Raw genomic sequence first — 25,248 nt, 5'->3', positions numbered from 1 at the left:
CCTGAAGCACGCACAGAACTTGTAGGAGCCAGCTTGCTGGCGATTGCCGTGTTCTCCTTCCACGCCGACGTTGAGGGAAAAACTGGATCGCCAGCAAGAACTAGGCGTCCCCCTGGCTCCTACAGGTATGGAGTCAAGCGGGCCATGAGCAGGCCACGTAGGGCGCATAGCGCGCCAGCGCTATCCGCCATCCCATCGGCGTGGCCTGGTCGGCGGATGAAGCGTTCCGCTTCATTCGCCCTACACCAGCGATTGGCCATGGCGCGAGACAGTTGCTCCTACAGGTGAAGCCCGCGACTTAGCGGGCGGCCTTCTCCAGGCCTCGGAACATCAGGCCGTAGGCACCGCGCAGGAACGCCTCGGCTTCTTCCTCGCGGCCGCGCTCGACGCTGTAGTCGCTGTGGTAATGCAACCGCGAACCACCGCCGGAGAGAATCTCGATGCGCCCGGTGGCCTGGTAGTCGAGGATGCCCGCGGGACGCTGGCCGACGATGGACAGCCGGTAGGTCAGCGTACCCACATCCTGGTAATCGAGGCGCTCGCTGACCGGCGCGGGGAAGCCGACGTTGTAGATGTGCCGGGTCAGGCCGATACCCTCCCCTTCCAGCTCGACCCGCTCGATCTTCACGCTGTCGTCGTCCAGCGGCCACCAGCGCTGGATGTCGGCGAAGTCCGCGAGCAGTTCCCACAGGCGCCGCGCGGGCGCCTTGAAGTCGTGATGGGTGATGATCCGCTGGCGCATGGTTCAGCCTCCCGCCTGGGCGGCGTCGATGACCGACGCCTCGATTTCTTGTTTCGTCGGATTGCGCCGCAGGGTCAGGCCGCCATTGACCTGCAGGTTCTGCCCGGTCATGAAGCACTCGTCGGCGGACAGCCAGGCCACCGCCGCGGCGATGTCCTCCGATGTGCCGACGCGGCCGAGCGGATAGCCGCCGACGAAAGCCTCGAACACACCCGGAGTCGCCTTCGCCCCGGCGGTCATCGGCGTATCGGTGACGCCCGGCGACACCGAGTTGGCGCGGATGCCGAGGTGGCCGAACTCGTTGGCCACGCAGCGGATCACGTGGTCGGTGCCGGCCTTGGTGCCCATGTAGGCGGCGTGGTCCTCGAAGAGGATGGTGGCGGTGGCCGAGCTGATCTGCACGATCGAGCCGCCCGTGTCGCGCATCGCTTCCACCGCTGCCTGGCAGAACAGGAACGGCCCGATGAACTGCAGGGCGCTCATGCGCTGCAGCTCGTCCACACTGGTTTCCAGGAAGGGCCGCAGCAGCCCCCAGCCGGTGGCGTTCACCGCGATATCGACGCGCCCGCCCTCGTCGCGGGCGAAGGCGAACAGGTCGAACACCTGCTGCCGGTCGGTGATGTCGCAGGTGGTGGCCCAGCCACCCAGCTCGTCGGCCAGCCGGTGCAGTTCCTCCGCATGGCGGCCGGCGACCACCACCCGCGCGCCCTCCTCCGTCAGCCGGCGGGCGATCGCCTGCCCCATGTTGTCCCTGCCCGCGGCGCCGAGCACCACTGCGACCTTGCCGCTCAGTTTTCCTGTGGCGTGCATGTTCAGTCTCCGATCATGAATGTGGGTTGTGGATCAGCGGATGCCGCCGCCGGTCAAAGCCGCCGAGCTGAAGAAGGTGTTCGGCCGCGGTTCGGTGGCGTACCAGCCGCCGGCCATGGTCGAGTTCTGCTGGCGACAGTAGGCGCCGGTGTTGAGGTCGTAAGTGACCATCTCGTCGGTCTTGTGGCCGACGCTTTCGTAGTTGGTGATCGGGATGCTGTGGGACACGCGGTAGATCTTGCCGGTGGCGTCGTAGGCGTCGCCGATGCCCACGCCCGGCAGGTCCTCGTCCCAGAAGAACACCCGGCGCGGATAGACGTGGCGTTTGCCTTCCTTCAGCGTCGCCTCGACCGCCCATACGCGGTGCAGCTCCCAGCGCATGCAGTCGGGATTGAGGTGGTTCTTCGTGCCTTCCGCCACGTTGTCCGGGCAGACGCCCGGGTCGCCGATCCTGTAGGCGTTGTAGGGGATGAACATCTCCTTCTTGCCGAGCAGCTTGAAGTCGTAGCGGTCGAGGGCGCCGTAGAACACCGCCGACTCGTCCACCACCGCCACGCCGCCGCCGGTGGGACTTGGCGTGTCGTAGGCGATGTCCGGCGACAGCTTCACCCGGCGCTGGCCCGGCAGGTACTGCCAGGCGCGGCGGCCGATACGAGCCATGTCGATGGAGTCATGGACGATCAGCTTCTCGCCGTTCTTGCGCGCCGGATCGGTGAAGTCGATGCGCAGCATCTCGTACAGATCGTCGGCGGCGATCGGTTCGGTGCGCTTTGGGTCGAAGATCGGGTACTGGATGTACATCTTCGCCACGCCGGTGACGGTACGGCCGCCACGGCTGTCCACCACGGAACTGGTGAAGCCGTCCGTCTGGAAGGCGTACTGGTCGAACTTCAGCAGGCGGTTCCACATCACCTCGTTGCCGGTCTTGGGGAACGGGAACGGCACGCCGCCATAGCAGTTGTCGAGCGCCAGCTCATCGTCCCTGGTGCGGCAGGAGGTGGCGTTCTTGCGTGTGTTGTCGAGGAAGTACTGCGGGTAACTGGCAGTACGGTGGGAGGGATACACGTCGAGCCGATAGCTCGGGTACTTCTGCAGCATCGTGCGGATGCCTTCGGACAGCTTGTCGGCGTACTGCGCCATGTTCTGTCCGGTGATGCTGAACAACGGCTTCTCATGGGCGAACGGGTCCGGGCGCACGCCGGGCTTGCCGGGATCGTAGCTGGCCGGCGCCTTGATCGGCCCGCTGTAGGCCGGGATGCTGCCATCGGCATTGCCGGCCATCTCGGCGCCCCAGGGCGTGTACTTGCTGCCGAGCTGGCCGATCTCTTCCGCCGTGGCCGCCGCATTGGCTTGCGCCATCGCCGTGCTGCAGATCGCCACCGCCAGCACGCTACGCATGAATCGTTTCATTCGACTGACTCCTGTCTTTTTTATTGTCGATGGTGTTGCACATTGCTCGGCGAGAGCGGTTCAGCCGGTCAGCCTGACCAGCAGCTTGCCCTCGTTGCGTCCTTCGAACAGGAGGTTGAAAGCGTCCAGGGTGTTCTCCAGGCCGTCGACGACCTGTTCGCGGAAGCGGATGCGACCCTCGCCGACCCATTGGCGCATCTGCGCGATGCCCTCCGGGAAGCGGTCCAGGTAATCGGAAACCAGGTAGCCCTCGACGGTCGCGCTGCGGGCGAGGATCTGCCAGAAGTTGAACGGACCGGGCACCGGCTGCGTGCTGTTGTAGCTGGAGATGGCGCCGCAGAAGACGACGCGTGCGTCCTTGTTCAGGTTGAGCAGCGTGGCGTCGAGGATCTCGCCGCCGACATTGTCGAAGTACACGTCGACGCCCTGCGGACAGGCTTCGCCGATGGCGGCCACCATGTCCTTCGTGGTGCGGTAGTTGATCGCCGCGTCGAAACCCAGCTCCTCGACGATCCAGCGGCACTTCTCCTCGCTGCCGGCGATGCCCACCGCGCGGCAACCCTTGATCCTGGCGATCTGCCCGACCAGCGAGCCCACCGCACCGGCTGCGGCGCTGACCAGCACGGTCTGGCCGGGCTGCGGCTTGCCCGCGTCGATCAGGCCGAAGTACGGCGTCATCCCTACCGCGCCGTAGATGCTCAGGTAGTGCTGCTCCTCGTCGCCCTCCTGCAGCTCCACCGGGCCGAAGGCGTCGCCGTCCGCCACCGAGTAGTCCTCCCATCCGCCGATGCCCACCGCCAGCTGGCCCGGCTTGAACTTCGGATGGCGGCTTTCGATCACCTCGCCGATCACCGTGCTGCGCACCGGGTCGCCGAGCACGATGGACGGCAGGTAGCTGGGCCGTTCGGACATCCAGTCGCGGATCGCCGGGTCGATGGACAGGTAGTGATTGCGCACCAGGATCTGGTTCTCGCCGGGACGGCCGATGGGAGCCTCACGCAGCTGCACATCGTCATGAGTGGCGACGCCCTGGGGCCGGCGTTGGAGAACCAACTGGCGGTTGGATTTCGATTCGGGCATTGCGGTCTTCCTTGTTGAGATTGCAGTTGTTCGATTCGCTCAGAGGGCGCCGGCCGTTTCCCGCGAGGCGGTGGCGCTTCGTGTCTGTCCCGCCTCGCCGAGGATCAGGTCCGCCGCCCGCCAGCCCAGCGCCATGGCCGGGCCGCTGGTATTGGCTGACACCAGCCCCGGCATCACCGAGCAATCCGCCGCGCGCAGCCCTTCCACGCCGCGCACGCGCAGGTGTTCGTCCACCACGGAGCCGGGATCGCGGCCCATGCGGCAGGAGCCGACGGCGTGGGTGCCGCACAGGGACGCAGCGCGGAAGTGCCGGAGGATTTCCTCGTCGGAGCGGCATGCCGGCCCCGGCACGAGTTCCTCGCCGACGTAATGGGCGAGCGCCGGCTGGTGCATGAAGCGGCGCATGTAATGGACCATGGCCACCGCCGCCTGCTGGTCCTCGCGGGTGCTCAGCCAGTTCGGCGTGATCGCCAGCGGCGCCTCGGGATCGGCCGACTGGATCAGCACCGTGCCTTCGCTGGTGAGGTTCAGCAGTTGGCCGTAGATGGTCAGGCCGGGCTTGTCCTCCACGCCGTCCGGCACCGGGAAGTTGTCTTCGCTGCGCGGATAGGTGAAGGCGCTGAGATAGAGCTGCGCATCCGGGCGCGGCAGTTCCGGCCGGGTGCGGAAGAACGCGCCGACCTCGAACGGACCGGTGGCCATCGGGCCACCATGGGTCGTGTAGTACTGCAGCAGGCTGCCCAGCAGGCCGATGCCCTGGAAGCGGTGGTTCAGGCCCTTCGAGTTGCGCAGGCGATACGGCAGCAGGAAGCCCAGGTGATCGCGCAGCCGGCGGCCCACGTCTGGGTTTTCCGCCACCGGCTGGATGCCAAGCGAGCGCAGGTGCTCCTCGGCGCCGATGCCGGACAGCTGCAGAATCTTCGGCGTGAGAATGGCGCCCGCGCAGAGAATCACTTCGCCGCGGCAGTGGAAGGTCGTGGTTTCGCCATCGACCCGCGCCTGCACGCCAACCACCCGGCGTCCCTCGAACAGCACCCGCTCGACCCGCGCGCCGGTCTGCACGCGCAGATTGGCGCGGGACAACACCGGATGCAGGAACGCGGTCGCCGCGCTGACCCGGCGGCCGTCCTTGATGGTGTGGGAGTAGTAACCCACGCCTTCCTGATGCTCGCGGTTGAAGTCCTCCAGCACCGGCAGGCCCATCTCCTGCCCGGCGCGGACCATGGCCTCGCTCAGCGGATAGCGGAACTTGCCGGTGCTGATGTGCAGCGGGCCGCCGGCGCCGCGCAGTTCGTCAGCGCCCAGCTCGTGGTCCTCGATGGCGCGGAAGGCCTCCTTCATCGCCGGCCAGCCCCATTCCGGCCCGGCCTCGTCTTCCCAGCGCTGGTAGTCCTCCGGCTGACCACGCACGTAGATCATCCCGTTGATCGAGCTGGAGCCGCCGATGACCTTGCCACGCACCCAGGTTTCCGCCGACTCGGTGTCCGGGAAGCGCGGCTGTTGCACCGGGAAATGCCAGGCGTGCTTCGGGTCGCTCACCAGTTTCGCGATACCCTTGGGCATCTTCACCAGCGGGCTGCGGTCCCAGTTGCCGGCTTCCAGCAGCAGCACCTGCTTGCCTGGATTGGCGGACAAGCGGTTGGCCAGCACGCAGCCGGTCGAACCGGCGCCAACGATGATGTAGTCGAATGGGGTCATGTCAGCTCTCCGTCTGGACAGGTTCGGGCAGTAGAGAAGTTGGCTCGCAGTGCTGCGCCGGCGGCGCGACCACAACCTCCTCCAGCGCCAGCAGGCCGGCCAGCGAGTGCCTGGCGACCAGCATTTCGGCAGCAGCCGGATCGCGCCCCTGCCAGGCCTGGCGCAGGGTTTCGAGATCGGGCCACCAGCTGAATTCGGTGCCGTGGATTGGCGCGTCGTCATCCAGTGCCGCGTGACGGGTCAGGCGCAGGCAGCGCTGCGGCAGCAGCGCAGATTCACCAGCCAGCCAGCGCTCGCGGAACTCGGCCATCTCCAGTTGCGGATGACGTCGCACGGCCAGCATCAGCTTGATCGCCCCCGCAGGTGCTTCGCCGTCCCGCAACACCCGCTCCTCGGCCACGCAGGCGATGACCGGCGGCGCGCTGAAGTTGGCCTCGTCCGGCCCCGCGCCTTCCAGGTACTCGGGGCTCTGCACCAGGCGCTGGAGGCAGTCCGCCGAGTCGATCCACAGTTCCGGCGAGCCATCGGCGATGGTCGCCAGGCCATCCAGGCCTGCGCCGAGCGGATGGTTCTGGATGTAGCCGCGGATGAAGCCGGCCTCGACCAGCTTCATCGCATGGGCCTTGTGGACGCTCCGCCAGTACTCGCTGAAGGCCGGCAGGTCCAGGTCCGGACGGCGCTTGAGGAAGCTGACGACCTTCAGGGCTCCCATCGGCTTTCCTCCTGCCGGTCGCGTTGCAGATAGCGATCGAGGGTCCGATGGAAGTGGCGGATGCGCACTTCCTGATAGTTGCCGAGGGTCTCGCCGGACTTCTTCGATGCCTTGAAGCCCTGTTGCTGGGCGCGCAGGTTGGCGGTGTCCTGGTCATAGACATGGGCCAGGTACTGGTCCATGCCGGGCACGATGTCGTAGCTCTCGTCCTCGCCGACCATGAACATCTCCGGCGCATCGGGACGTTCCTCGCCCTCGGCGAGCGGGCGCAGGAAGAGGATCTCGAACAGGCAGCGGTCCACGTCCGTACCCAGCGGGCGGAAGCGATAGACCATCGGCAACGACACGCCGGTGAACAGCACCATGTTGGGGAACAGGTGGTACTCGATGGTATCGATCATTTCCGAATCGGATACCTTGCTCAGGTCCACGCGGTACTTGTCGCCGAGGATTCCGCGCAGATAGCGCGCCATCACGATGCGCGCGGTTTCGCCCGGCTTCACGGTCAGTTCGTCGGTGATCACCGAGCGGTCGCCCACCAACATGGCGTCGACCAGCTCCTGCTCAGTGAGCGGCTGTTCGAGGTGCGGACTGCTCACTCCGCCGGCGGCATAGAATCGGGTGACGTGGTCGCCATAGACGTCGTACTGCACGTTGGCGTCCCCGGTTCCCTGCAGCAGCTGGGGATGGGTTTCCAGCACGTGGTACGACTCGAGGAAGGCTTCCAGCGCGGTCTTCCAGTTGCACGGCAGCACCTTGGCCATGTGCAGCTCCGTGTAGCGCTGCTGCATGTCCCAGTCACGGAAATGCTCCGGCAGCACCTCCATGAACTCGCGCAATGGCGGCGCGTCATCGTCCATGTTGATGAAGACGAAACCGCCCCAGGTTTCCACCCGCACTTGCGGCAGGCGATAGTCCTCCGGCTTCACATGGGGGAAGTCCCAGGCGCAGGGAACCTGTGCGAGCTCACCTTCCAGCGTCCAGGTCCAGCCGTGGAACGGGCAACGCAGTTCCGGGGCGCTGCCCATGCCGGGTTCGAAGCGCAGCTTGGTGCCACGGTGCAGGCAGGCGTTGTAGTACGCGCGGATGCCCTTGGCCGTATGGGCGACGATGAACGACTGGTGGCCGAGTTCGTAGACGTAGTAGTCGCCGACCTGGGGAATGTGTTCGAGCCGGCAGACCCATTGCCAGACGCGCGACCAGAGATTGTCCATCTCCTGCTGGAAGAAGATGGGCGAGGTGTAGCGCTGGAACGGAATGTCCTGCTCGCCGAGAAACTCGTAGTGCGTGCTGCGCAGTATCGGCGGCGGCGGCAGCGCATCGGTGGCGATGATCTGCTGCACGTCGGGACCGGGACAGCGCGCCTCGCCCGGTTGCAGGCCGGCGTAATCACCGACAGTGAGCGCCGCGGCGGCCCCCTGATGGAAAGTATTCATGCGTCTGCCTCACTCGAACCGGTAGTGGATGTCGTCGACATCGGGCCGGCCGCGGGTGGCGGCGGCGCCGATGCCTTCGTGCCAGATCGCCGAACTGGCGGCGTTGGTGTTCCAGTCGAGGACGAACACGCGACGGGTGAATTTCCATACGCCGTCGCGGCGTTCGTAGTTGTCCAGATAACGCCCGCCGACCATGTGCTGGCTGGCCTCGCCGCCATTCAGCAACGCGCTCATGCCGATCACGTAGGCGCGACCCGTGGCGCGGTCGCCGTCGATCTCGAACAGCTCGTTGCTGGTGAAGTGGTAGGTGATTTCCAGCGCCGGGTTGGCGGCCGTGATGAGTTCGCAGAATTGCGCGGCCGGCCCGTTGAACAGCCCGAAGTCCATGCTCGCTTCCGGCCACCAGAGCGGTTCCAGCAGCGTGCGGTCACGCCGGTCGACGCCGGTGCAGTAGGCCGCCACCAGTTCGTGCAGGTCCTGCTTGGCCTGCAGCAGGTCGATCTGGGCCTGCAGTCGTCCGAGGGTCATTCAGGCGCCCTCCCCGGCCGGATAGGGTTTGGCCAGCACGCCGCCGTCCACGTACATCTGGTGGCCGGTGACGAAGCTCGCCTCGTCGCTGGCGAGGAACAGCACGGCAGCGGCGATCTCGCCGACTTCGGCGATGCGGTTGAGCGGCTGCATGCCGGCGTAGATGGCTTCCAGCGCGGCCGGATCGCTGGCGGCGTCGAGATACTGCTGCAGGTTCGGCGTGCGCGTGGCCGCCGGGTGCACCGAGTTGCATCGGATGTTGTAGCCCTGCTCGCCGCAGTGCAGCGCGACGGTGCGGGTGACCGCGTCCTGCGCCGCCTTGGCCGCGCCGTAGCAGGTGAACAGCGGGCCGGGGCGGATGCTCTCGACGCTGGAGATGTTGACGATGGAACCGCCGCCGCTCCGCTTCATGCTGGCGACGGCGTTCTGGCAGCCGAGGAAGGCGCCGCGCGCATGCACCCACAGGTGCGCTTCCCAGGCATCCAGTCCGGCCGCCTCGATATGCGCCGGGAAGGAAATGCCGGCGCTCTGCACGAGGATGTCCAGCCCGCCCCAGCGTGCTTGCAGATCGGCCATGGCGCGTTCCCAGGCGGCCGGATCGCCCACGTCCAGTTCGACGAAGGCAGCGTCCGGGCCGAGCTGGTCGGCCAGCGCACTGCCGGCGCCGACGTTGATGTCGGCGAGCATCACCCGCGCGCCTTCCTCGATGAACAGGCGGGCGATACCCGCGCCGATGCCGGAAGCCGCGCCGGTGACCAGCGCCACCTTGCCGTTCAATCGCTGCATGCTTTTTCTCCACGGGTAGACAGGAACTTGTCGAGGGTCTGGTGCAGGTGGCGAATGCGCACTTCCTGGTAGTTGCCCAGGGTCTGCCCCGGCTTGGTGCTGGACTTGAAGCCGCGCTGCTGGCCGATCAGGTTGCCGGTGTCCTGGTCGTAGATGGTCGCCAGACCCGGATCGAGGCCCGGCACTTCATGGAAGGACTGCTCGACATCCAGCTCGAAGGGTTCGGCGGGCATCGGGCGCTCGCCGGATTCCGGCAGCGGCTGCAGGTACAGCAGGTCGAAGATGCAGCCGTCCACGTCGGCGCCGTCCGGGCGGAAGCGGTAGACCATGGGGAACAGCAGCGAGGGGAAGAAGCAGGTGTTGGGGAACAGGCAGTACTCGATGGCGTCGATGGTTTCCGACACGCTGAGATGCGAGAAGTCGCGGCCATAGGCCTGCCCCAGGGTCGCCTGCAGGTGTTCGGCGAATACCTTGCGCGCACTGCCGCCGGGCGGCACCTGCAGCCTGCCCTCCCCGCCCACGCCTTCCACCACGCCTTCGGCCATCAGCGCGTCGAGCAGTTGCTGCTCGCTGTAGGTCTCCTTCAGGTGCGGGCTGGGGAAGCCGACCAGGTGCACGAAGCGCGACACGCTGTCGCCATACAGGTCGTACTGGGTGTTGGCGTCGCCCACGGTGAGCACGCCCTGCGGGTGGGTTTCCAGCACGTGGAAGGATTCGAGGAAGGCTTCCAGGCACGCTTTCCAGTTGGCCGGCAGGCGCTTGCGCACGTGCATTGCGACGAACTTGTCGGAGAGGTCCCAGTTGGCGAAGTGCTCCGGCAGGATGCCGAGGTGCTCGGCCAGCGGCGCCGCGTTCGCATCGAAGTTGATGAAGACGAAGCCGCCCCAGGTTTCCACCTTCAATTCGGGCAGGTTGAAGCCGCCCTCCTCGATGTGCGGGAAGTCCCAGCGGCACGGCACGCTCTTCAGCTCGCCTTCCAGCGACCAGGTGAAGCCATGGAACGGGCAGCGCAGGTCCTTGGAGCGGCCGCACGAGCCGGCGGGCTTGAGCTGGGTGCCGCGATGCAGGCAGGCGTTGGGATAGGCCTTGATCGCGCCGCTTTCGGTGCGCACCACCAGCACCGAGCGCTCGACGATTTCGTAGACGAAGTAGTCGCCGGGTTCGGCAATGTCCTCCTCGCGGCAGGCCCACTGCCACACCCTGCCCCACAGCCGCTCCTGCTCCAGGGCGAAGAAGCTGCGCGAGGTGTAGCGTTCGAAGGGGATGTCCGCGTCGCCGAGGAAGCGGTAGGACTGCTCGGTGAGATGGGCCGGAGCATGGTCGCCGTCGGAGGCGATGATGTCGGCGGTACTGGCACCGGGGCAGCGGGCTTCGCCCGGCACCGGCGTGGAATCTGCGTGATGCATTCTGGGACCTCCAGGCATCAGGGATCTGGATTTGGGGACCGAGGAATACATGGACGACCCGGCAGTTTCCCGGACGGCCGGAACCGGCCGGGAAGCGATGGGGGGCCACCGGGCCGCCCATGTAACCGATTGCCGGCCGCGCCGCTCCGCCAGGGGCGGAGGCGCGGCACGGGCTTCAGCGCACGCCGGCGGCGCTGAGGGTGTTGGCCTGGTAGTAGGAGGACGGCTTGGCCTCTTCAGGCGGCGTCACCACCATCATTCCCTTGCCGGCCGGGGTGTACGCCTGGCGCACGTAGGCACCGCTGGCCAGGTCGTGGACCACGAACTCGTGGGTGTTGTGGCCGTAGGTTTCGTAGAACGGGTAGTAGTTGGTCTGGGTGACGCGGTAGATGTTGCCGGCATCGTCGTAGTTGTCGGCCAGGCCCACGGCGGGGATGTCCTCGTCCCAGTAGAAGGTGCGCTTGGGATAGACGTGCCGCTTGCCGGGTTTCAGCGTCGCCTCGACCACCCAGACGCGGTGCAGCTCCCAGCGCACGCAGTCGGGGTTGAGGTGGTTCGGCGTGAACACCGCCTGGGTGGAGCAGGCACTGGCGTCATGCAGCTTGAAGGTGTTGTAGGGGATGAACAGCTCCTTCTTGCCGACCAGCTTGTAGTCGTAGCGGTCCTGCGAGCCGTAGAACACCTGGGTGTCGTCGGTGGTGCCGACGCCGCCGCCGGCCGGGCTCGGCGTGTCGTAGGCGACGTCCGGCGAGAGTTTCACCCGACGCTGGCCGGGCAGGTAGCTCCAGGCACGGCGGCCGACGTTGAGCATGTCCACGTTGTCGTGGATCACCAGCTTCTCGCCGGCCTTGCGCGCCGGTCCGGTCCAGTCGACGCGGCCGTATTCGAGGGTCTCGTTGGCGGCGATCGGCGTATCGCGCCCCGGCTGGTACTGCGGGAAGGTCTGCCAGTAGGCGAAGGCACCTGTCTCGATCACCCGGCCGCTGGAGTCCACCAGCGTCGAGGTCTGCCCCGGCGAGTAGTAGGCGTACTGGTCGTACTTGAGGGTGCGGTTCCACATCACTTCCGAGCCGTTCTTCGGAATCGGGAACGGCACGCCGCCGTAGCAGGTGCCGGCGAGCTGCAGAAGGTTCTCCGCCAGCGCGCAGGTCCGGGCGTTCTTCAGGGTGTTGTCGATGACGTACTGCGGGTACTTCGCCGTGCGATGGGTCGGGTAGATATCCAGGCGGTAGGTCGGATACTTCTTCAGCATTTCCTGGACGCCCGCGCTGAGCTTGTCCTGGTACTGCGCCATGTTCTGCGCGGTGATGCTGTACAGCGGCTTCTCGCCGGCGAAGGGGTCGGGCCGTTCACCGCCGACGGTGAGCTTGAAGCCGGCGGGTACCGGAATCGTCTCGCCATAGGCCGGGATGGAGCCGTCGGCATTGCCGGCCTTCTCCGCGCCCCAGGGCAGCAGGTCGTTGCCCAGGCGGGCGATTTCGTCAGGGCTGAGCGCCGCCCATGCAGAACCCTGGATCGCCAGGGCGCCGGTCAGCATCGCGCAGGTGGTAAGCATCTTCATCGGTATCACCTCTTGTACTTGTTTTCTGGTTTTGCCGCCGTCACCGGCGGCACCGAGGTTCAGTTCTCTGCCGCGCCCTGCTCGATCCACAGGCGGATCAGCTGCAGCTTGTCTTCAGGGAGCGGTGCCTGGCCGAAGGGCATCTGCACGCCGGAACCACCGGCATCCAGATGGGTACCCCGCAGCTTGTGCAGCAGATAGCTCTGTTCGGGCTGCCCGGGGGCGACGCGCTTGAGCGGGCTTTCTTTCGAAGGCGTATTCACCAGCGTCTGGTAGGCCGCGGCGGGATAGAGCTTCATCCCGCCCGGCTCGTCGCCGGTGAGGTGGCAGCCGGCGCACTGGCTGCGCAGCAGCGGAGCGATGTCGCGCGAGAAGCTCGGCGCTTCGCTGGCCGCATGCGCACCCAGCGCGAGGCCCAGGGTGGCGAGGGCGAATACGCTCCTCATCACGCGTTCCCCGTGGCGTGGCGTGCGGCCAGGTAGCCGAAGGTCAGCGCCAGGCCGATGGTGCCGCCCGCGCCCAGGTATGCCGGACCGGACGGGCTGGCGATGCAGTTGCCGGCGCCGTACAGGCCGGGGATCGGTTCGCCGTGGGCGGCAAGCACCTGGCCGTGCGGGTTGATCGCCGGACCGGCGTTGGTATCCAGCGCGCCCGGCGCCAGCAATACCGCATAGAGCGTGCTCTTGCGGTCGATGGGGTACATCGTCTTGTTCGGCTTGTCGTTGTCCGGGAAGGTGGCGTTCTTGCTCACCGGCGAGAACAGCTTGTTCCACACCCGGTCGTACTCGTAGAAGCCGCGCTGGAAGTCCTCGTCCTCGCCCTTCTCGGCGAAACCGTTGAAGCGCTCGATGGTGGCGTCGAGATTGCGCGCGAAGCTGTCGTCCAGCGCGTAGTTGCCGACCTTGCCGCCCAGGCTCGCCAAACGCTCCTTGATGCGCTGGGTGAGTTGCTGAACGTCCGCTCCCTCGATCAGCCACTTCGACTCGCGCTTGTCCAGCGGCAGCGGCAGCGCGCCGGCGTAGCGGTTCAGGCTGCGCTCGTCGAACACCATCACCATCAGGCGGTTCGGGTACTCGGCGTTCACCGGGTCGAAGGTGAAGTGGCAGCGGGTGCGGTCGTTGTAGTTGCGCTTCTCGTTCACCACGCGCACGCCGTACTTGTTCACCTGGATCATCGAGTCGCCCGGCACGAAGAACACGCCGGCCGGCAGCGCGCGGTTCTCCAGCGCCTGCTCCAGCACCACCTGGGTGCGCCAGGCGGTGCTCAGGGTGCCCATCCTGGCGCCGGCATCCTGGGCGATGGCGATGAAGTCGCCGGTGGAACCCGGCATCGCGCAGGCGCCGTAGATGCCCGGCTGGTGCAGACGAACGAGGTCGGTGTTGTGGGCGAAGCCACCGCTGCCGAAGATCACGCCCTTGTTGGCGCGGATGCGCAGGCGCCTGCCTTCGCTTTCCACTTCCAGACCGATCACCCGCTCGCCATCGCGGATCACGCCGACCGCACGATGGTTCAGCAGAACCGGCACCTTGCGTTTGGTCAGCCACTGTTCCAGCTGCAGGGCCAGGCTGCTGCCGCCCTCGCTGGAACCGGCGCCGACCGAAGGCTCCAGGGCCCGCGCGTTGTTGGCCTTGTTCTCCGGCAGATGGTCGCCGTAGTCCGGCGGCGACATGTTCACGTCCCACATCTTGAACGGACGGAACCTGACCGCTTCGATCTGCTCCATCCACTCGATCATCTTCGGACCGTTGTCGTAGAACGCGGCCATCATCGCGTGCACCGGCTCCGGCAGACCGAGGGTCGCGCTGCTCGCGTCGTAGGCTTCCGGATAGGCATAGCGGGCGATGTAGCGCAGGCAGTCGTCGCGCTTGTCGTCGATACCCTGGGCGACCATGTACTTGTTGTTGGGAATCCAGGTCACGCCGCCGGACTTGCCGGTGGTGCCGCCGGCCATGGGCATCTTCTCGACCACTATGACCTTGGCGCCGAGGGCGGTGGCGGTGACCGCGGCCGAGCCGCCGGCGGCGCCGGTGCCGACCACGACCACGTCGGTCTCCATGTCCCACTTCTGCTCGGACGAGCCCTTTTCCGCCGCCACCAGCGAGCCGCCGAGGCCCAGCGTGGTCGCCGCACCGGCGGCAATGCCGGCGCCGATGAGGACCTTGCGGCGGGACAGGTTCTTGTTCTCTTTATCCATGATTTCCTCGAAGACAGTAGAGTGTTCGGATGAACAACAAACCATCATGAATGTTTGTTTTAAGGCCGTTCGTTACCCCGTTGAAATGCCGGTTCAGGCGTCCAGGATTTCCTGCAATTCGAATACGTTGCCGTCCGGGTCGCGGCCATAGGTCGCCCGTACGCTGCCGAAATCCTGCGGCGGGGCGTGGAAGCGGATGCCGGCGTCCAGCAGGCGCTGGTACACGCTGTGGATGTCCTTCACGTCGATGCAGAAGTGCGTGATGCCATACAGGTGTACCGGCCGTTCGGCATGCACCGCGTCGTGGGGCAGTTGCGCGGGCGCCTCGAACTGGAACAGCTCGATGCACAGGTTGCGACCCTGCAGCATCACCGTGGTGGCGGCGCTGTCGATCAGACCGAGTACCTGGTTGATCTGCCGGGTACCACGCGGCCAGGACGTCTCGTTCAGCACTTCCAGGCCCAGCAGGTCGCGGTAGAAACCCAGGGCGCGCTGCAGATCCGGCGTGGAAATGGCGACGTGGTGGAAAGCCTGTGTCATGCGATCGATCCTCTGCTGCGGGCGCGGCTCATTTGATGGTTTCGGCGTTGTCGATGACCAGCTGGCTGCCGTTGATGTAGCGCGACTCGTCCGAAGCGAGGAACAGCACCAGGTTGGCCACGTCGCGCGGCTGGCCCTGGCCGTGGTTCTGCACCTGCTGGAGCGCGCTGCTTTCGGCGTCGATATCGCGTACCGCCTGGGCGGTCATCGGGGTTTCGTGGGCGCCAGGCAGGATCGCGTTGCAGCGGATGTTGTAGCCCTTGTTCTGGCAGTGGATGGCGACGCTGCGGGTCAGCGAGAGGATCGCGCCCTTGGCCGCCGCATAGGCGACGATCTCGCCGATGCCCTTGATCGCGCCGATGGAGGAGATGTTGATGATCGAACCGCCGCCGCTCTGCTTCATCGCCTGCACGGCGTACTTGCAGCCGAGCATGGTGCCGTCGGACATCACCTCGTTGACGAAGCGGTAGCGCTCCAGGGTGATTTCCTCGACGTCGGCGAACACCACCACGCCGGCATTGTTGACCAGCACGTCGAGGCGGCCGAAGCGGCTGACGGTTTCCTCTACCACTTGCTTCCAGCGCTGCTCGTCGCGCACGTCGTGCTGGAGGAACAGCGCGCCGGGGATGTCCGCCGCGACGTCGCGCCCGGCCGCTTCATTGATGTCGGTAAGCACCACCTGGGCGCCTTCCGCGGCCAGCAGGCGCGCATCGGCGGCCCCCAGACCGGATGCCGCGCCGGTGATCAGTACGACCTTGCCTGCAACTCTTCCCATTGCTCGCTCTCCTGCGTGCGGCGGGAGCGCCCCGCCGCCTGGATTGATCGGTGATCAGGCGGTGGCGACGACCGGCGGGGTCACGCTGCCGATGCCGGAAACGGAGTACTTGCGCACATCCATGTCGAGCAGCTGGATGTCCGCGACCTTCTGCAGGAAGCGGGTGATGTGGTCGGACTGCAGGTGCTGGCCGAGGGCAGCGTCGGATTCCCACTCCTCGCTGATCCACACCACGTTGGGCAGCTCGATGTCGCGGGCGAAGGCGTACAGGCGGCAGCCGGCTTCGGCGCGAGTGTGGGGAATGGCGATTTCGGCAGCGGCAGCGAGGTATTCGTCGATGCGCGTCGGCTCGATCACCAGGCGGGCGGTAATGGCGATGATGCTCATGGAAATTCCTTTGTTGTCGGTCTTGTTCTGAGGAAATCTGCGGCGGCGCGGGGCACCGCCGGATCGGATCACACGCGGCCGGCGATGTAGTCGTTGATCACTTCGTGATAGCGGCGCACGCGGGATTCCTGCTCGGCCAGGTACGAGTCGCTGTAGCCGCGCGAGTGGAAGCCGCGCTGCTGGGCGACGGCCACGCTGAGGTCCTGGTCGGCGACGAAGCCCAGCGACTTCTCGCCGTGCTTGAACACCTCGTGCGGGCCGGGCTTGACCGGCATCATGCCGAGCGGCGTGCCGACTTCGGTCTCGCCTGCGGCCGGACGCACGAAGTACCAGTGGTCGAACAGGCACTTCTCCGGATCGCTCGGGTGCGGCATCGGGCGCAGGATCTGGTAGGCCTCGGCAGCCATGGTGAAGGACATGTTGGGGAACAGCGTGTAGTGGTAGTAGTCGGTGAGCTGCTCGTCGCTCAGGTTCGCGTACTGGCTGAAGCCGCGCTGCTCGCCGAGGGCGCGCTTCTGCTGCTGCAGGGCCAGGCGCACGTCACCGGCACGGCCGGCGAAGTCGTCGGGGTCCAGGCCCCAGCTGCGCATGATGTCGTCCAGCGGCGCCTGCACCTTGCGTTCCTTGCCCTTGCCGGCGGGCAGCGAGCCCTTCATCAGCATGCGGCTGTGGCCGTTGCGGAAGATCTCGAAGGTGGTGTTGGTGTAGGCGTCGTCGATGTGCGTACCCAGCTCCGGGTGCAGGGCGGTGACGTGGTACGCCTCGTTGAAGTTGTCCTGGATGACCTTCCAGTTGCAGTTGACCTCGCCGGTCAGGTGCATCACGCGGACCATCTTGTCCATCTCGTAGGCTTCGAGCTGGTCGGCCACGATGCCCAGCGAGTCGCGCAGGCTCGGCGCGTCGCGGTCCATGTTGAACCACACCAGGCCGCCGAAGGTTTCGCAGCGCACTTCCTTGAGGCTCAGCTTGCCCACCGGGTTGCCCTGCGGGAAGTTCTCCGAGTCCTTGGCGATCAGCAGCGCGCCGTCCAGACCATAGCACCAGCTGTGGTAGTTGCAGACCAGGCGCCGGACCTTGGTTTCCTCGCACTGCACCATGCGGTTCCCGCGGTGCTGGCAGACGTTGTAGAAGGCGCGGATGTTCTGGTCGTTGTCACGCAGCATGAGGATGGACTCGTTGCCCACCTCGAAGGTGACCACGCAGCCCGGCTCCGGCAGCTGGGCGACGGTGCCGCCGATATGCCAGGTGCGGGTCCACACGTGGTCCCATTCCTGCTGCATGAATTCCTTCGCGTAGTAGCGGTCGCCGGTGATCGGGTCGCCGCGCAGGAATCCTTCGTCTACCAGGGCTTCTTTGGTGCGTTCTACCAGGGAGAGAGACACGTCGATACTCCTTGCCGCCGCGCTGGCGGTGGCATGCAATCTGTTTCTTGAGGCAAGACCTTTGGGTCAGGGAACCAGCTTCAGCTCGTAGGCCAGGTCGGCACGGTCGCGGCGGCCCTGCAGCCTGAACTGCGCGAAGTGCCCGTCCTCGCGGCCGGCGTAGGGCCAGGCGGCGTTCCAGTCCATCACCAGGTCACGCGAGTACATGCGCCAGACGCCGTCGCGCTTTTCCCACACGTCGAGGTAGCGCATGCCGTCCGGGCAGTTGATCAGCACGCCGTCGGGGGTGCGTGCCGATGCGTTGCCGAGCATGTAGGACTCGGCCAGCGCGCGGGTCTCGCTGATCAGCTCGATGTCGACCGTGGCGTAGCGGTGCCAGGCCATCACCAGGTTTTCCTTGATGAACGGGATGTCGTACTCGCAGAACTCCCAGGCGTTGCCGTCGAAGATGCCGAAGCGCACCACGCCGTCGTGGTGGAAGGTCGACTTCAGCAACTCCAGGTCGCAGCGGTCGATGGACTGGCAGTAGCGCGTCATCTGGTCGAGGATCGCCTGGCGGTCGGCGACCGCCCGGATGCGTTCGGACAGGCTCATGATCAGGCCCCCAGCAGTGCGTAGACCGGGTCGGAGTCGTTGCGCGTGCCACGCAGCTTGATCATGCCGAACAGGCCCTCGTCCCATACCGCGGTGGCCGGCATGGTCATGTTCCAGTCGTGGACGAAGGTGCGGCTGGCGATCTTCCACTCGCCGCCTTCGCGACGGTAGCTGTCGAGGAAGCGGCCGCCGATCAGGCGATCGACCTTGGCGCCTTGCTCGATCGCGGTACCGACGTTGATCATGTAGACCTCGCCGATCGCGCTGTCGCCGTCGATCTCGAAATACTCGTTGGAGAGCGAGGTGAAGCTGCGCTCGAGGTTTTCGTCGGGAGAGGTGACGCTCACCACGAACGGCTTGGCCGAACCGCTATGAGCGCCCCAGTTCACCTCGGCGTCATCGGTCCACAGGGAGACCATCAGGCAACGGTCCATGCGGTCCAGCGCGCGAGCGAAACGGGAGTTGAGGGAGTGCAGCGCCTGTTTGGCCTCGACTTGTTCGAGCAGCGCCAGATCGGATTGCGGATTCATGCGTCGTCAACCTTCTTCTTGGATTTATTCAGGTTTGTACAGACTGCCTGCGGTGGGCTTGCCCCGCCGCCGGGAGCGTCCGGCTCGACGTCCCCGATGGAGATGAGGCTATTCCCACAAACAAAACCAGTCAAATTGTTTTTTATTTATTTGTTCGTCGCCAGGCAATGGGTGAGCGCTGGCGACACCACGTCGCCGGGTGTGGCGACGCAGCGTAGACAGGAATGGATGAACAGCGACCTGCGCGCGAAGGATCACTCCGCCGCGCAGGCATGGGCTCCGGCGACACGGCCGAAGAACGAACCGGGACCAAGGCTCATGCCGCTGGCGTAGCTCTTGCCGCTGTGCGGGATATGCGCGCTGCAGGCGCCGGCGGCGTACAGGCCGGGGATCACCCTGCCCTGCCGGTCGATGACCTGGGCATGGCGGTTGGTCTTCAGACCGCCAAGGGTCATGAACAGGTAGATGGACTTGTTGAAGGAGATGTCGAAGGCCGCAAACGGCCCCTGGTCGAGCGGCTTGAGCCAGTCGGCGTGCTTGTGGAACACGCTGTCCTCGCCGGCTCGCGCATCGGCGTTGTAGCGCTCCAGGGTGTTCACCAGCGAACCGCCCGGCAGACCGAGGCCCGCTTCCATCTCCTCCACCGTTTCCCAGCCATCGATCAGCGCGTGCTGCGCCGAAGTGATTTCCGGGTAGGCGAAGATTTCCGCATCGAGGATCAGGTAGGCGGTCTGCTCCGGCTGCTCCATCACGTAGGACGCGGTGCGCCCGTGGTAGGAATCCTCGGCGACGAAGCGCTCGCCGTTGCGGTTGACCAGGATGCCCTTGATCAGTTGGCCCGGCGGATAGATCGACGCGGTAGCGATGATTCCGTCCATGGCCAGGGTCGCCGCGCCGGCCGCCACGCCCAGCTCGATGCCGGCGCCGTCGTTGCTGGGAATGCCCAGCGGCACGGCGGTGTCGCTCATCAGCGGAACATTGCGGCGGACCATCTCGGTGTTGAGGTTGTAGCCGCCGGTGCTCAGCACCACGCCCTTGCGTGCGCGCACAGCGATCTGCCGGCCGTCCTGGCGGGCCAGCACGCCGACCACGCGGCCGTCGTCGTCCTGCACCAGTTCCGTCACCGCGCAGTCGTACAGCGCCGGCACGCCCTCCTCCGCGCAGCGCGCGAGAATCGCCTTCATCGCCTCGGCGCCGGCGTTCTCGCCGATGCCGGCGACCTTGTGCCCGCGCGGTGCCGGACGGGCGATCAGGTGGTACGGCCAGACCTTCTCGTTACCGGTGCTGAACAGGCATTCGGTGGTGTCGAGGAACACCGCCTTGCCCTTGAACGAGGTGCGCTCGAAGGGCACGCCGAGGGATTCCAGCCAGTCGAAATGCGCCACGCTGCCGAGGCTGAAGTCGCGTACCGCCTGCTTGTCGGCGCACTCGGTGGAAGCGGCGAGGAACTTGAACATCTCCTCCGCGTCGTCCTCGTAGCCGCAGGCCTTCTGCACGTCGGTGCCGCCGCCCAGGTAGAAGATGCCGGACGACGAGGCGCTCGCCCCGCCGCCACCGCTGGCGCGTTCCAGCACCAGCACGTCGCCGCCGGCACGCTTGGCTTCCAGCGCCGCGCAGGCGCCGGCGATGCCGTAGCCGACCACCACTACATCGGCCCGCTCATCCCATTGGCCTTGAAAATCGGACAGTTTCATTCTTCCTGTTTCCTCTTTCGGGATCAGCCCAGCAGGCCGATATCGCCCTGGCTATGCAGGGTCACCAGTTCGCGGCGGACGATGCGCCAGCCTTGCGGGCGCTTCTCCAGCTCGTCGCGGTATTCGCCCCAGAGCAGTTGCAGGTCATCGGCATGTTCGCCGACGCCGACGTGCAGCGCCTGCAGGTAGCTGCGGCTGGTGGCGCGCGAGCCGTTCAGGTCGATGCGGATATTGCCGAGCATGTGCTGCGTCACCGCGCAGCGGGCGATGGCACTGTCGATGAAGCCGGCGATGGCGCGCGCGCCCGCGAACTCACCGGCGCCCGGATAGACGCCAAGGGAATCGGCGGTGAACACCTGATCGAGCAGCTCCAAGTTGCGCTGATCGATGGCGCAGGCGTACTGCTGCAGCAGCGCCTCGATCTCGGCCTCGTCGTCGGCCCTGACTTGCGGCGTGGCGGGCGCATCGGCGAGGTAATGGTTGATCCAGCGATGGAATTCCTGATTGCCCAGCTCGTTGCGACCGAAGGTGACGTGCTGGAAGGCGCCGCTGGCCAGCCCGCCCTGGATCTTCAGGCCGAGGCTGTAGTCCTCGGTGTCCACCACGTCGCGCAGCCAGTCCATCATCGCCTCGTTGGCCTGGCGCTGTTCGTCGTTCTCCGGCGCATGGCGATGGATGAAGTGCAGCACGGTGCGGTTCTCACCCACGGTCGGGCCGGGGATGAGCTGGGCCACCTGGGTGATTTCCGGGGCGACGAAGATCGACACGTTGGGGAACAGCGTGCGCACGAAGTCGTAGCCGTGGTTCTCGTGCAGGTGCAGCTCATCGGCGGGCACGCCCTGCAGACGGGCCTTGATGTCCTTCTGCGGGAAGCCGATCAGCTGGTGCGGCCCGTAGAAGTGGAAGCCCATGATGTTGGAGTAGGTGCGCTGGTGGATGGTCTGCGGGTGCGCGGCGGCGAAGTGGTAGCCCTCCAGGTAGCCGTCGTAGGCGACCTTCCAGTTGCCGCCATGGATTTCCCGGTTGCCGCAGTAGTGCCAGTCGGCGAAGCCGAGCTGCTCGATGTCCTCGATCATGCCGCCGAGGTAGCCGGCGAAGTCCACTTCCAGCCCCGGCGTCAGCACCACGAAGATCAGCCCGGCACGCTCGTATACCGGCAGCTGGGTCAGCCCCAGCGCGGCCTTGTCGACGTCGCCGTAGGTGTCCTGGCCGGCAATACGCAGCAGGTTGCCGTCGTTGCCGTAGACCCAGGCATGGTACGGGCAGGCGAAGCGCTCGCACTTGCCGCTGCCTTCGGCCAGGCGCATGGCGCGGTGCGCGCAGACGTTGAGCATGGCGCGCACGCTGCCGTCGCGCAGGCGGGTCAGCAGCAGCGGCGTGCCGAGCAGGTCGAAGGCCTTGTACTGGCCAGGCTGGGCGATCTCGCCGGAGAGGCCGGCGAGGATCGGCAGGCGCTTGAAGATCTGCTCCATCTCCCGCTGCCACTGCGCAGGATCGGTGTAGCTGGCGGACGGGACCCGCATGAGGTCTTCCGCCTGGTCGGTACTCAGGGTTTCGACGTGTTGCAGAAGGCGGGCGGCGATACGGTTGTGGATTTCTTGTTGTTCTGTCACGGGAAAACTCCTTTGCCGACAGACCGTGTTCTATTCGCACCGGGCGAATCTAAAACATACAAAACTGTTTTACTAATGATTCCTTCGCACGATTCAGTGTCGGCGACGACTGGTTCAGTAAACGCTCATGCCACCATCGATGGTGTACAGCGAGCTGGTGATGTAGGACGCCTGTGCGGAAAGCAGGAAGGCCACCAGCGCAGCCACCTCTTCCGGTTCGCCATAGCGGCCCAGCGGAGTGGCGGCCAGGTTGCCGTCGTGGACGCCGGCGGCGTCGCCGGAATCCACCTCGATGCGCTGCATCATCCCGGTGTTGATCGGCCCCGGCAGCACCGCGTTGACGCGCACGCCGCTGGATGCCGCTTCTGCCGCGGCGGTGCGGGTCAGGCCGATCACCGCGTGCTTGGACATGATGTACGGCGCCAGCCCCGGCCCGGCGGAAATGCCCGCCAGCGAGGACATGTTGACGATCGCCCCGCTGCCCTGGCGCTTCATCACCGGCAGCACGTGCTTGAGGCCGAGGAACACGCCACGCACGTTGACCGCGTAGACCTTGTCGAGCATCTCCACCGGCTGCTCTTCGATCAGCCCGCGCCCGCCTTCGATGCCGGCGATGCTGGCGAAGCCGTCGATGCCGCCGAAGCGCTCCAGGGTTTGCCCGACGTACCCCTGCACGTCCTCCTCGCGGGACACGTCGGCGCGCAGCAGCAACGGCGTGTTGCTGCCGCCGAGACGCGCTGCGATGCGTTCCAGGGCGTCCATATCGCGGTCCACCAGCACCAGCCGGCGTTCCTCGCGATGCAGATGCGCGGCCAGCGCCGCACCGATGCCATTGGCGGCGCCGGTGATCAGCACCACGGGCTGCAGATGCGGACTCATGCCGGAGCCCCCTCTTGCGCCAGATGCAGTTCGTCGAGGGTCGGCGCCGGCTGGCCTTCGTCGCGCAGGCGCACCATCAGCTTGCCCTTGTTCTCACCGGTGAACAGGCGGGCGAAGGCGGCCACGGTGTTCTCCAGGCCTTCGGCGATGTCCTCGGCGAACTTCAGCTCGCCGTTGCGCAGCCAGCCGCGGATGTCCTCCAGCGCCTCGGGGAACTGGTCGACGAAGTCGATGGCGAGGAAGCCGCGCACCGTGGCGCGCTTGGCGAGAATCTGCCAGTAGTTGAACGGCCCCGGCACCGGGTCGCTGGTGTTGTACTGGGCGATGGCGCCGCAGAACACCACGCGGGCGAACATGTTGAGGTTGAGCAGCGCGGCGTCGAGGATCGCCCCGCCGACGTTGTCGAAATAGATGTCCACTCCCTGTGGGCAGGCCGCGGCGATGGCCTTGTTCAGGTCGCCGCAGGTCTTGTAGTTGATGGCCGCGTCGAAGCCCAGTTCCTCGACGATCCAGCGGCACTTCTCGTCGCTGCCGGCGATGCCGACGACGCGGCAGCCCTTCAGCCTGGCGATCTGCCCGGCGATGGAGCCGCAGGCGCCGGCGGCGGCGCTGATCAGCGCGGTCTCGCCCGGGCGCGGCTGGCCGATTTCCAGCAGGCCGAAGTACGGCGTCAGGCCCACGGCGCTGAAGATGCTCATGTAATGGCTGAGCGGAAAGCCTTCCGTGGGATCGATGCGGTAGACCTTCTCGCCATCCTGCACGGTGAAGTCTTCCCAGGCATTGCAGGCGATTCCGACCACATGGTCGCCAACGCGGTAGTCCGGATGGCGGCTTTCGATCACCCGGCCGAGGGTCGAGCCGCGGATGCTTTCGCCCAGCCGGATCGGTTCGAAGTAGCTCGGCTGGTCGCTCATCCAGCCCCGGATCGCCGGGTCCATGGACAGGTAGAGGTTCTCGATCAGCACCTGCCCCGCACCGGGCCGGCGCACCGGCACGCTGCGCGCGTGGATGTGTTCGCTGCCCGGCACGCCATCCGGGCGCGCGTGCAGGTAGAGCTGGCGGTTCGGTCGCTTGTTCACGGCTTGTCCTTCCCCTGTTGCAGATTCACTGCGCGGTCCAGCCGCCATCCACGGTCATCAGGCTGCCGTGGACGAAGGATGCCTCGGCGGATGCCAGCCAGAGCACGGCGGCGGCCACTTCCTCGGGAGTGCCGAGGCGGCCGACCGGGTGCAATGCGATGAGTTTCGGCAGCAGCTCCGTCAGGTCGGTGCGATTGCGCAGCATGGCGGTCTCGATCACCCCCGGACATATCGCGTTGATGCGGATGCCCTGGGATGCGTATTCCACGGCGGCGGTCCTGGTCAGGCCGGCCACCGCATGCTTGGTTGCGTTGTAAGGCGCGGAGCCTGGCAGCGTGGTGATGGCCAGCGCCGAGGCGGTGTTGACGATCACTCCGCCGCCCTGCCCCAGCATGGCGTCGATGGCGTGCTTCATGCACAGCCACACCGCCTTGAGGTTGATGGCGACGATGCGGTCGAATTCTTCCTCGCTGAAATCGGCGGTCAGCGCACCGCTGCCGCTGATGCCGGCGTTGTTGTGCAGGATGTCCAGACGACCCCAGCGCACGATGCAGGCGGCGAACAGCTCGCGCACCTGCTCGGCCTTGGTGACGTCGCAGGGCAGGAACATCGCTTTGCCACCCTCCGCCTCGATCCGCGCCTGCACGGCCTGGCCGGCCTCGACGCCGATATCGGCCAGCGCCACGCGCGCCCCCTCGCGGGCGAACGCCAGCGCCACCGCCTCACCGATGCCGGAAGCGGCACCGGTCACCAGAACCACCTTGTCCCTGAAGCGCATCTGTCCGTTCTCCATCAGGCGCCGGCGGAAGGCCGCGCGCGCATGTCGGCCAGCCAGCGCGCCAGGCGCGGGCAGGCGTTTTCGTCGAGCCCCTGGCCGACCAGATCGGCGAAGTCGAGGAAGCTCAGCAGCAGCAGGTCGACCACGGTCAGGCGCTGGCCGCAGATGTACGGCCCGTCGCCCAGCTGCGCCTCCAGCCACTGCAGGCCATCGCGGGCGGACTGCTTCATCTCCCCGGCCACCTGCGGGAAGCACTGCACGCGGTTCCTGAACAGCTCGAAGCCTTCCGCGCCGCGGAAGCCGGTGGTCATCGGCTGTACCACCGCGAGGTCGACGCGCCGCCACCACATGCGGGTTTCGGCGCGCTCTTCAGCAGTGGCGCCGATCAGCGCCGGCACGGGATGAAGCTCTTCGAGGTACTCGCAGACCGCCGTGGTCTCGGCGATGGCGCGGCCATCGTCGAGCAGCAGGGTCGGCGTGGTGCCGGTCGGATTGAGGCGGAGGAAATCCGCCTGGCGATTGTCCCCGGCAATGATGTCGATGTCCTGCAGCGGCAGCGCGATGCCCTTCTCCGCCGCGAACAACCGCACCAGTCGAGGATTGGGTCCGATCGAATTGAACAGTTTCATCCCGT

25 protein-coding genes are annotated in these 25,248 nt (G+C 66.4%); all 25 read right to left on the bottom strand.

From position 1 onward, the window contains the following. Positions 1-298 precede the first annotated feature (298 nt). A complete protein-coding gene (locus BLR75_RS09360) occupies positions 299-742 on the bottom strand; it encodes an SRPBCC family protein (RefSeq protein WP_084310527.1) in 444 nt (147 codons plus the stop codon). Between the two features lie 3 nt (positions 743-745). After that, a complete protein-coding gene (locus BLR75_RS09355; protein ID WP_084310528.1) occupies positions 746-1,552 on the bottom strand; it encodes an SDR family oxidoreductase in 807 nt (268 codons plus the stop codon). Positions 1,553-1,585: 33 nt separating this feature from the next. Then, positions 1,586-2,962, bottom strand: coding sequence for a DUF1329 domain-containing protein (locus tag BLR75_RS09350; protein WP_084310529.1), 1,377 nt, complete (start codon positions 2,960-2,962; stop codon positions 1,586-1,588). Positions 2,963-3,022: 60 nt separating this feature from the next. Beyond that, positions 3,023-4,042 (bottom strand): NADP-dependent oxidoreductase, encoded by a 1,020-nt coding sequence (locus BLR75_RS09345; protein ID WP_084310530.1) that lies wholly within the window; start codon positions 4,040-4,042, stop codon positions 3,023-3,025. Positions 4,043-4,081: 39 nt separating this feature from the next. Then, positions 4,082-5,740 carry a GMC family oxidoreductase gene (locus BLR75_RS09340; RefSeq protein WP_084310531.1) on the bottom strand — a complete coding sequence of 553 codons (1,659 nt, stop codon included), beginning with the start codon at positions 5,738-5,740 and terminating at the stop codon, positions 4,082-4,084. Position 5,741: 1 nt separating this feature from the next. Next, positions 5,742-6,452, bottom strand: a complete 711-nt coding sequence (locus BLR75_RS09335) for an EthD domain-containing protein (protein WP_084310532.1) — start codon at positions 6,450-6,452, stop codon at positions 5,742-5,744. Beyond that, positions 6,440-7,888, bottom strand: a complete 1,449-nt coding sequence (locus BLR75_RS09330; RefSeq protein WP_084310533.1) for an aromatic ring-hydroxylating oxygenase subunit alpha — start codon at positions 7,886-7,888, stop codon at positions 6,440-6,442. The genes BLR75_RS09335 and BLR75_RS09330 overlap by 13 nt, the downstream gene beginning before the upstream one ends. Positions 7,889-7,897: 9 nt before the next feature. Next, a complete protein-coding gene (locus BLR75_RS09325) occupies positions 7,898-8,416 on the bottom strand; it encodes a nuclear transport factor 2 family protein (protein WP_084310534.1) in 519 nt (172 codons plus the stop codon). After that, a complete protein-coding gene (locus tag BLR75_RS09320; protein ID WP_084310535.1) occupies positions 8,417-9,202 on the bottom strand; it encodes an SDR family oxidoreductase in 786 nt (261 codons plus the stop codon). Further along, positions 9,190-10,608, bottom strand: a complete 1,419-nt coding sequence (locus BLR75_RS09315) for an aromatic ring-hydroxylating oxygenase subunit alpha (protein ID WP_084310536.1) — start codon at positions 10,606-10,608, stop codon at positions 9,190-9,192. The genes BLR75_RS09320 and BLR75_RS09315 overlap by 13 nt, the downstream gene beginning before the upstream one ends. Before the next feature lie 175 nt (positions 10,609-10,783). Next, positions 10,784-12,169, bottom strand: a complete 1,386-nt coding sequence (locus BLR75_RS09310; protein WP_084310537.1) for a DUF1329 domain-containing protein — start codon at positions 12,167-12,169, stop codon at positions 10,784-10,786. A 59-nt stretch (positions 12,170-12,228) separates the two neighbouring features. Next, positions 12,229-12,615: a hypothetical protein gene (locus BLR75_RS09305; protein WP_084310538.1), complete on the bottom strand. Its 387-nt coding sequence runs from the start codon at positions 12,613-12,615 to the stop codon at positions 12,229-12,231. Beyond that, entirely contained in the window at positions 12,615-14,363 is a 1,749-nt protein-coding gene (locus tag BLR75_RS09300) for an FAD-dependent oxidoreductase (RefSeq protein ID WP_084310539.1), read from the bottom strand. The genes BLR75_RS09305 and BLR75_RS09300 overlap by 1 nt, the downstream gene beginning before the upstream one ends. A 93-nt stretch (positions 14,364-14,456) precedes the next feature. Then, positions 14,457-14,903, bottom strand: a complete 447-nt coding sequence (locus BLR75_RS09295; RefSeq protein ID WP_084310540.1) for a VOC family protein — start codon at positions 14,901-14,903, stop codon at positions 14,457-14,459. Between the two features lie 28 nt (positions 14,904-14,931). Further along, the gene (locus BLR75_RS09290; protein WP_084310541.1) at positions 14,932-15,678 is read right to left on the bottom strand and encodes an SDR family oxidoreductase; all 747 of its coding nucleotides are present in this window, start codon (positions 15,676-15,678) and stop codon (positions 14,932-14,934) included. Between the two features lie 54 nt (positions 15,679-15,732). Beyond that, the gene (locus tag BLR75_RS09285) at positions 15,733-16,065 is read right to left on the bottom strand and encodes a putative quinol monooxygenase (protein WP_084310542.1); all 333 of its coding nucleotides are present in this window, start codon (positions 16,063-16,065) and stop codon (positions 15,733-15,735) included. 68 nt (positions 16,066-16,133) lie between these two features. After that, the gene (locus tag BLR75_RS09280; RefSeq protein ID WP_084310543.1) at positions 16,134-17,447 is read right to left on the bottom strand and encodes an aromatic ring-hydroxylating oxygenase subunit alpha; all 1,314 of its coding nucleotides are present in this window, start codon (positions 17,445-17,447) and stop codon (positions 16,134-16,136) included. Positions 17,448-17,513: 66 nt separating this feature from the next. Next, positions 17,514-18,041, bottom strand: a complete 528-nt coding sequence (locus tag BLR75_RS09275; protein ID WP_169720220.1) for a nuclear transport factor 2 family protein — start codon at positions 18,039-18,041, stop codon at positions 17,514-17,516. Positions 18,042-18,043: 2 nt separating this feature from the next. Next, positions 18,044-18,571, bottom strand: a complete 528-nt coding sequence (locus BLR75_RS09270) for a nuclear transport factor 2 family protein (protein ID WP_084310545.1) — start codon at positions 18,569-18,571, stop codon at positions 18,044-18,046. Positions 18,572-18,825: 254 nt separating this feature from the next. Beyond that, positions 18,826-20,265 carry an FAD-dependent oxidoreductase gene (locus tag BLR75_RS09265; protein ID WP_084310546.1) on the bottom strand — a complete coding sequence of 480 codons (1,440 nt, stop codon included), beginning with the start codon at positions 20,263-20,265 and terminating at the stop codon, positions 18,826-18,828. A 23-nt stretch (positions 20,266-20,288) separates the two neighbouring features. Further along, positions 20,289-21,878: an SRPBCC family protein gene (locus BLR75_RS09260; RefSeq protein ID WP_084310547.1), complete on the bottom strand. Its 1,590-nt coding sequence runs from the start codon at positions 21,876-21,878 to the stop codon at positions 20,289-20,291. Between the two features lie 114 nt (positions 21,879-21,992). Next, entirely contained in the window at positions 21,993-22,757 is a 765-nt protein-coding gene (locus BLR75_RS09255; protein WP_084310548.1) for an SDR family NAD(P)-dependent oxidoreductase, read from the bottom strand. Continuing rightward, the gene (locus tag BLR75_RS09250; protein ID WP_169720221.1) at positions 22,754-23,836 is read right to left on the bottom strand and encodes an NADP-dependent oxidoreductase; all 1,083 of its coding nucleotides are present in this window, start codon (positions 23,834-23,836) and stop codon (positions 22,754-22,756) included. Before BLR75_RS09250 ends, BLR75_RS09255 begins: the two co-directional genes overlap by 4 nt. Before the next feature lie 25 nt (positions 23,837-23,861). After that, positions 23,862-24,614, bottom strand: a complete 753-nt coding sequence (locus BLR75_RS09245; protein ID WP_084310550.1) for an SDR family NAD(P)-dependent oxidoreductase — start codon at positions 24,612-24,614, stop codon at positions 23,862-23,864. A 14-nt stretch (positions 24,615-24,628) separates the two neighbouring features. Further along, positions 24,629-25,243 (bottom strand): glutathione S-transferase family protein, encoded by a 615-nt coding sequence (locus tag BLR75_RS09240; RefSeq protein WP_084310551.1) that lies wholly within the window; start codon positions 25,241-25,243, stop codon positions 24,629-24,631. Between the last annotated feature and the right edge of the window lie 5 nt (positions 25,244-25,248).

Source organism: Pseudomonas jinjuensis (genome assembly GCF_900103845.1).
GTDB lineage: Bacteria > Pseudomonadota > Gammaproteobacteria > Pseudomonadales > Pseudomonadaceae > Pseudomonas > Pseudomonas jinjuensis.
The sequence above is the reverse complement of the archived record's forward strand: the minus strand, read 5'-3'. Positions and strand labels throughout refer to the sequence as shown.

What these genes read in the sequence shown, in the direction of transcription:
- BLR75_RS09295 (WP_084310540.1), bottom strand. Translation starts at nt 14,903, where the DNA reads ATGACACAGGCTTTCCACCACGTCGCCATTTCCACGCCGGATCTGCAG.
- BLR75_RS09340 (WP_084310531.1), bottom strand. Translation starts at nt 5,740, where the DNA reads ATGACCCCATTCGACTACATCATCGTTGGCGCCGGTTCGACCGGCTGC.
- BLR75_RS09335 (WP_084310532.1), bottom strand. Translation starts at nt 6,452, where the DNA reads ATGGGAGCCCTGAAGGTCGTCAGCTTCCTCAAGCGCCGTCCGGACCTG.
- BLR75_RS09360 (WP_084310527.1), bottom strand. Translation starts at nt 742, where the DNA reads ATGCGCCAGCGGATCATCACCCATCACGACTTCAAGGCGCCCGCGCGG.
- BLR75_RS09290 (WP_084310541.1), bottom strand. Translation starts at nt 15,678, where the DNA reads ATGGGAAGAGTTGCAGGCAAGGTCGTACTGATCACCGGCGCGGCATCC.
- BLR75_RS09255 (WP_084310548.1), bottom strand. Translation starts at nt 22,757, where the DNA reads ATGAGTCCGCATCTGCAGCCCGTGGTGCTGATCACCGGCGCCGCCAAT.
- BLR75_RS09275 (WP_169720220.1), bottom strand. Translation starts at nt 18,041, where the DNA reads ATGAGCCTGTCCGAACGCATCCGGGCGGTCGCCGACCGCCAGGCGATC.
- BLR75_RS09315 (WP_084310536.1), bottom strand. Translation starts at nt 10,608, where the DNA reads ATGCATCACGCAGATTCCACGCCGGTGCCGGGCGAAGCCCGCTGCCCC.
- BLR75_RS09285 (WP_084310542.1), bottom strand. Translation starts at nt 16,065, where the DNA reads ATGAGCATCATCGCCATTACCGCCCGCCTGGTGATCGAGCCGACGCGC.
- BLR75_RS09355 (WP_084310528.1), bottom strand. Translation starts at nt 1,552, where the DNA reads ATGCACGCCACAGGAAAACTGAGCGGCAAGGTCGCAGTGGTGCTCGGC.
- BLR75_RS09265 (WP_084310546.1), bottom strand. Translation starts at nt 20,265, where the DNA reads ATGAAACTGTCCGATTTTCAAGGCCAATGGGATGAGCGGGCCGATGTA.
- BLR75_RS09350 (WP_084310529.1), bottom strand. Translation starts at nt 2,962, where the DNA reads ATGAAACGATTCATGCGTAGCGTGCTGGCGGTGGCGATCTGCAGCACG.
- BLR75_RS09325 (WP_084310534.1), bottom strand. Translation starts at nt 8,416, where the DNA reads ATGACCCTCGGACGACTGCAGGCCCAGATCGACCTGCTGCAGGCCAAG.
- BLR75_RS09305 (WP_084310538.1), bottom strand. Translation starts at nt 12,615, where the DNA reads ATGAGGAGCGTATTCGCCCTCGCCACCCTGGGCCTCGCGCTGGGTGCG.
- BLR75_RS09245 (WP_084310550.1), bottom strand. Translation starts at nt 24,614, where the DNA reads ATGCGCTTCAGGGACAAGGTGGTTCTGGTGACCGGTGCCGCTTCCGGC.
- BLR75_RS09240 (WP_084310551.1), bottom strand. Translation starts at nt 25,243, where the DNA reads ATGAAACTGTTCAATTCGATCGGACCCAATCCTCGACTGGTGCGGTTG.
- BLR75_RS09310 (WP_084310537.1), bottom strand. Translation starts at nt 12,169, where the DNA reads ATGAAGATGCTTACCACCTGCGCGATGCTGACCGGCGCCCTGGCGATC.
- BLR75_RS09320 (WP_084310535.1), bottom strand. Translation starts at nt 9,202, where the DNA reads ATGCAGCGATTGAACGGCAAGGTGGCGCTGGTCACCGGCGCGGCTTCC.
- BLR75_RS09330 (WP_084310533.1), bottom strand. Translation starts at nt 7,888, where the DNA reads ATGAATACTTTCCATCAGGGGGCCGCCGCGGCGCTCACTGTCGGTGAT.
- BLR75_RS09345 (WP_084310530.1), bottom strand. Translation starts at nt 4,042, where the DNA reads ATGCCCGAATCGAAATCCAACCGCCAGTTGGTTCTCCAACGCCGGCCC.
- BLR75_RS09270 (WP_084310545.1), bottom strand. Translation starts at nt 18,571, where the DNA reads ATGAATCCGCAATCCGATCTGGCGCTGCTCGAACAAGTCGAGGCCAAA.
- BLR75_RS09300 (WP_084310539.1), bottom strand. Translation starts at nt 14,363, where the DNA reads ATGGATAAAGAGAACAAGAACCTGTCCCGCCGCAAGGTCCTCATCGGC.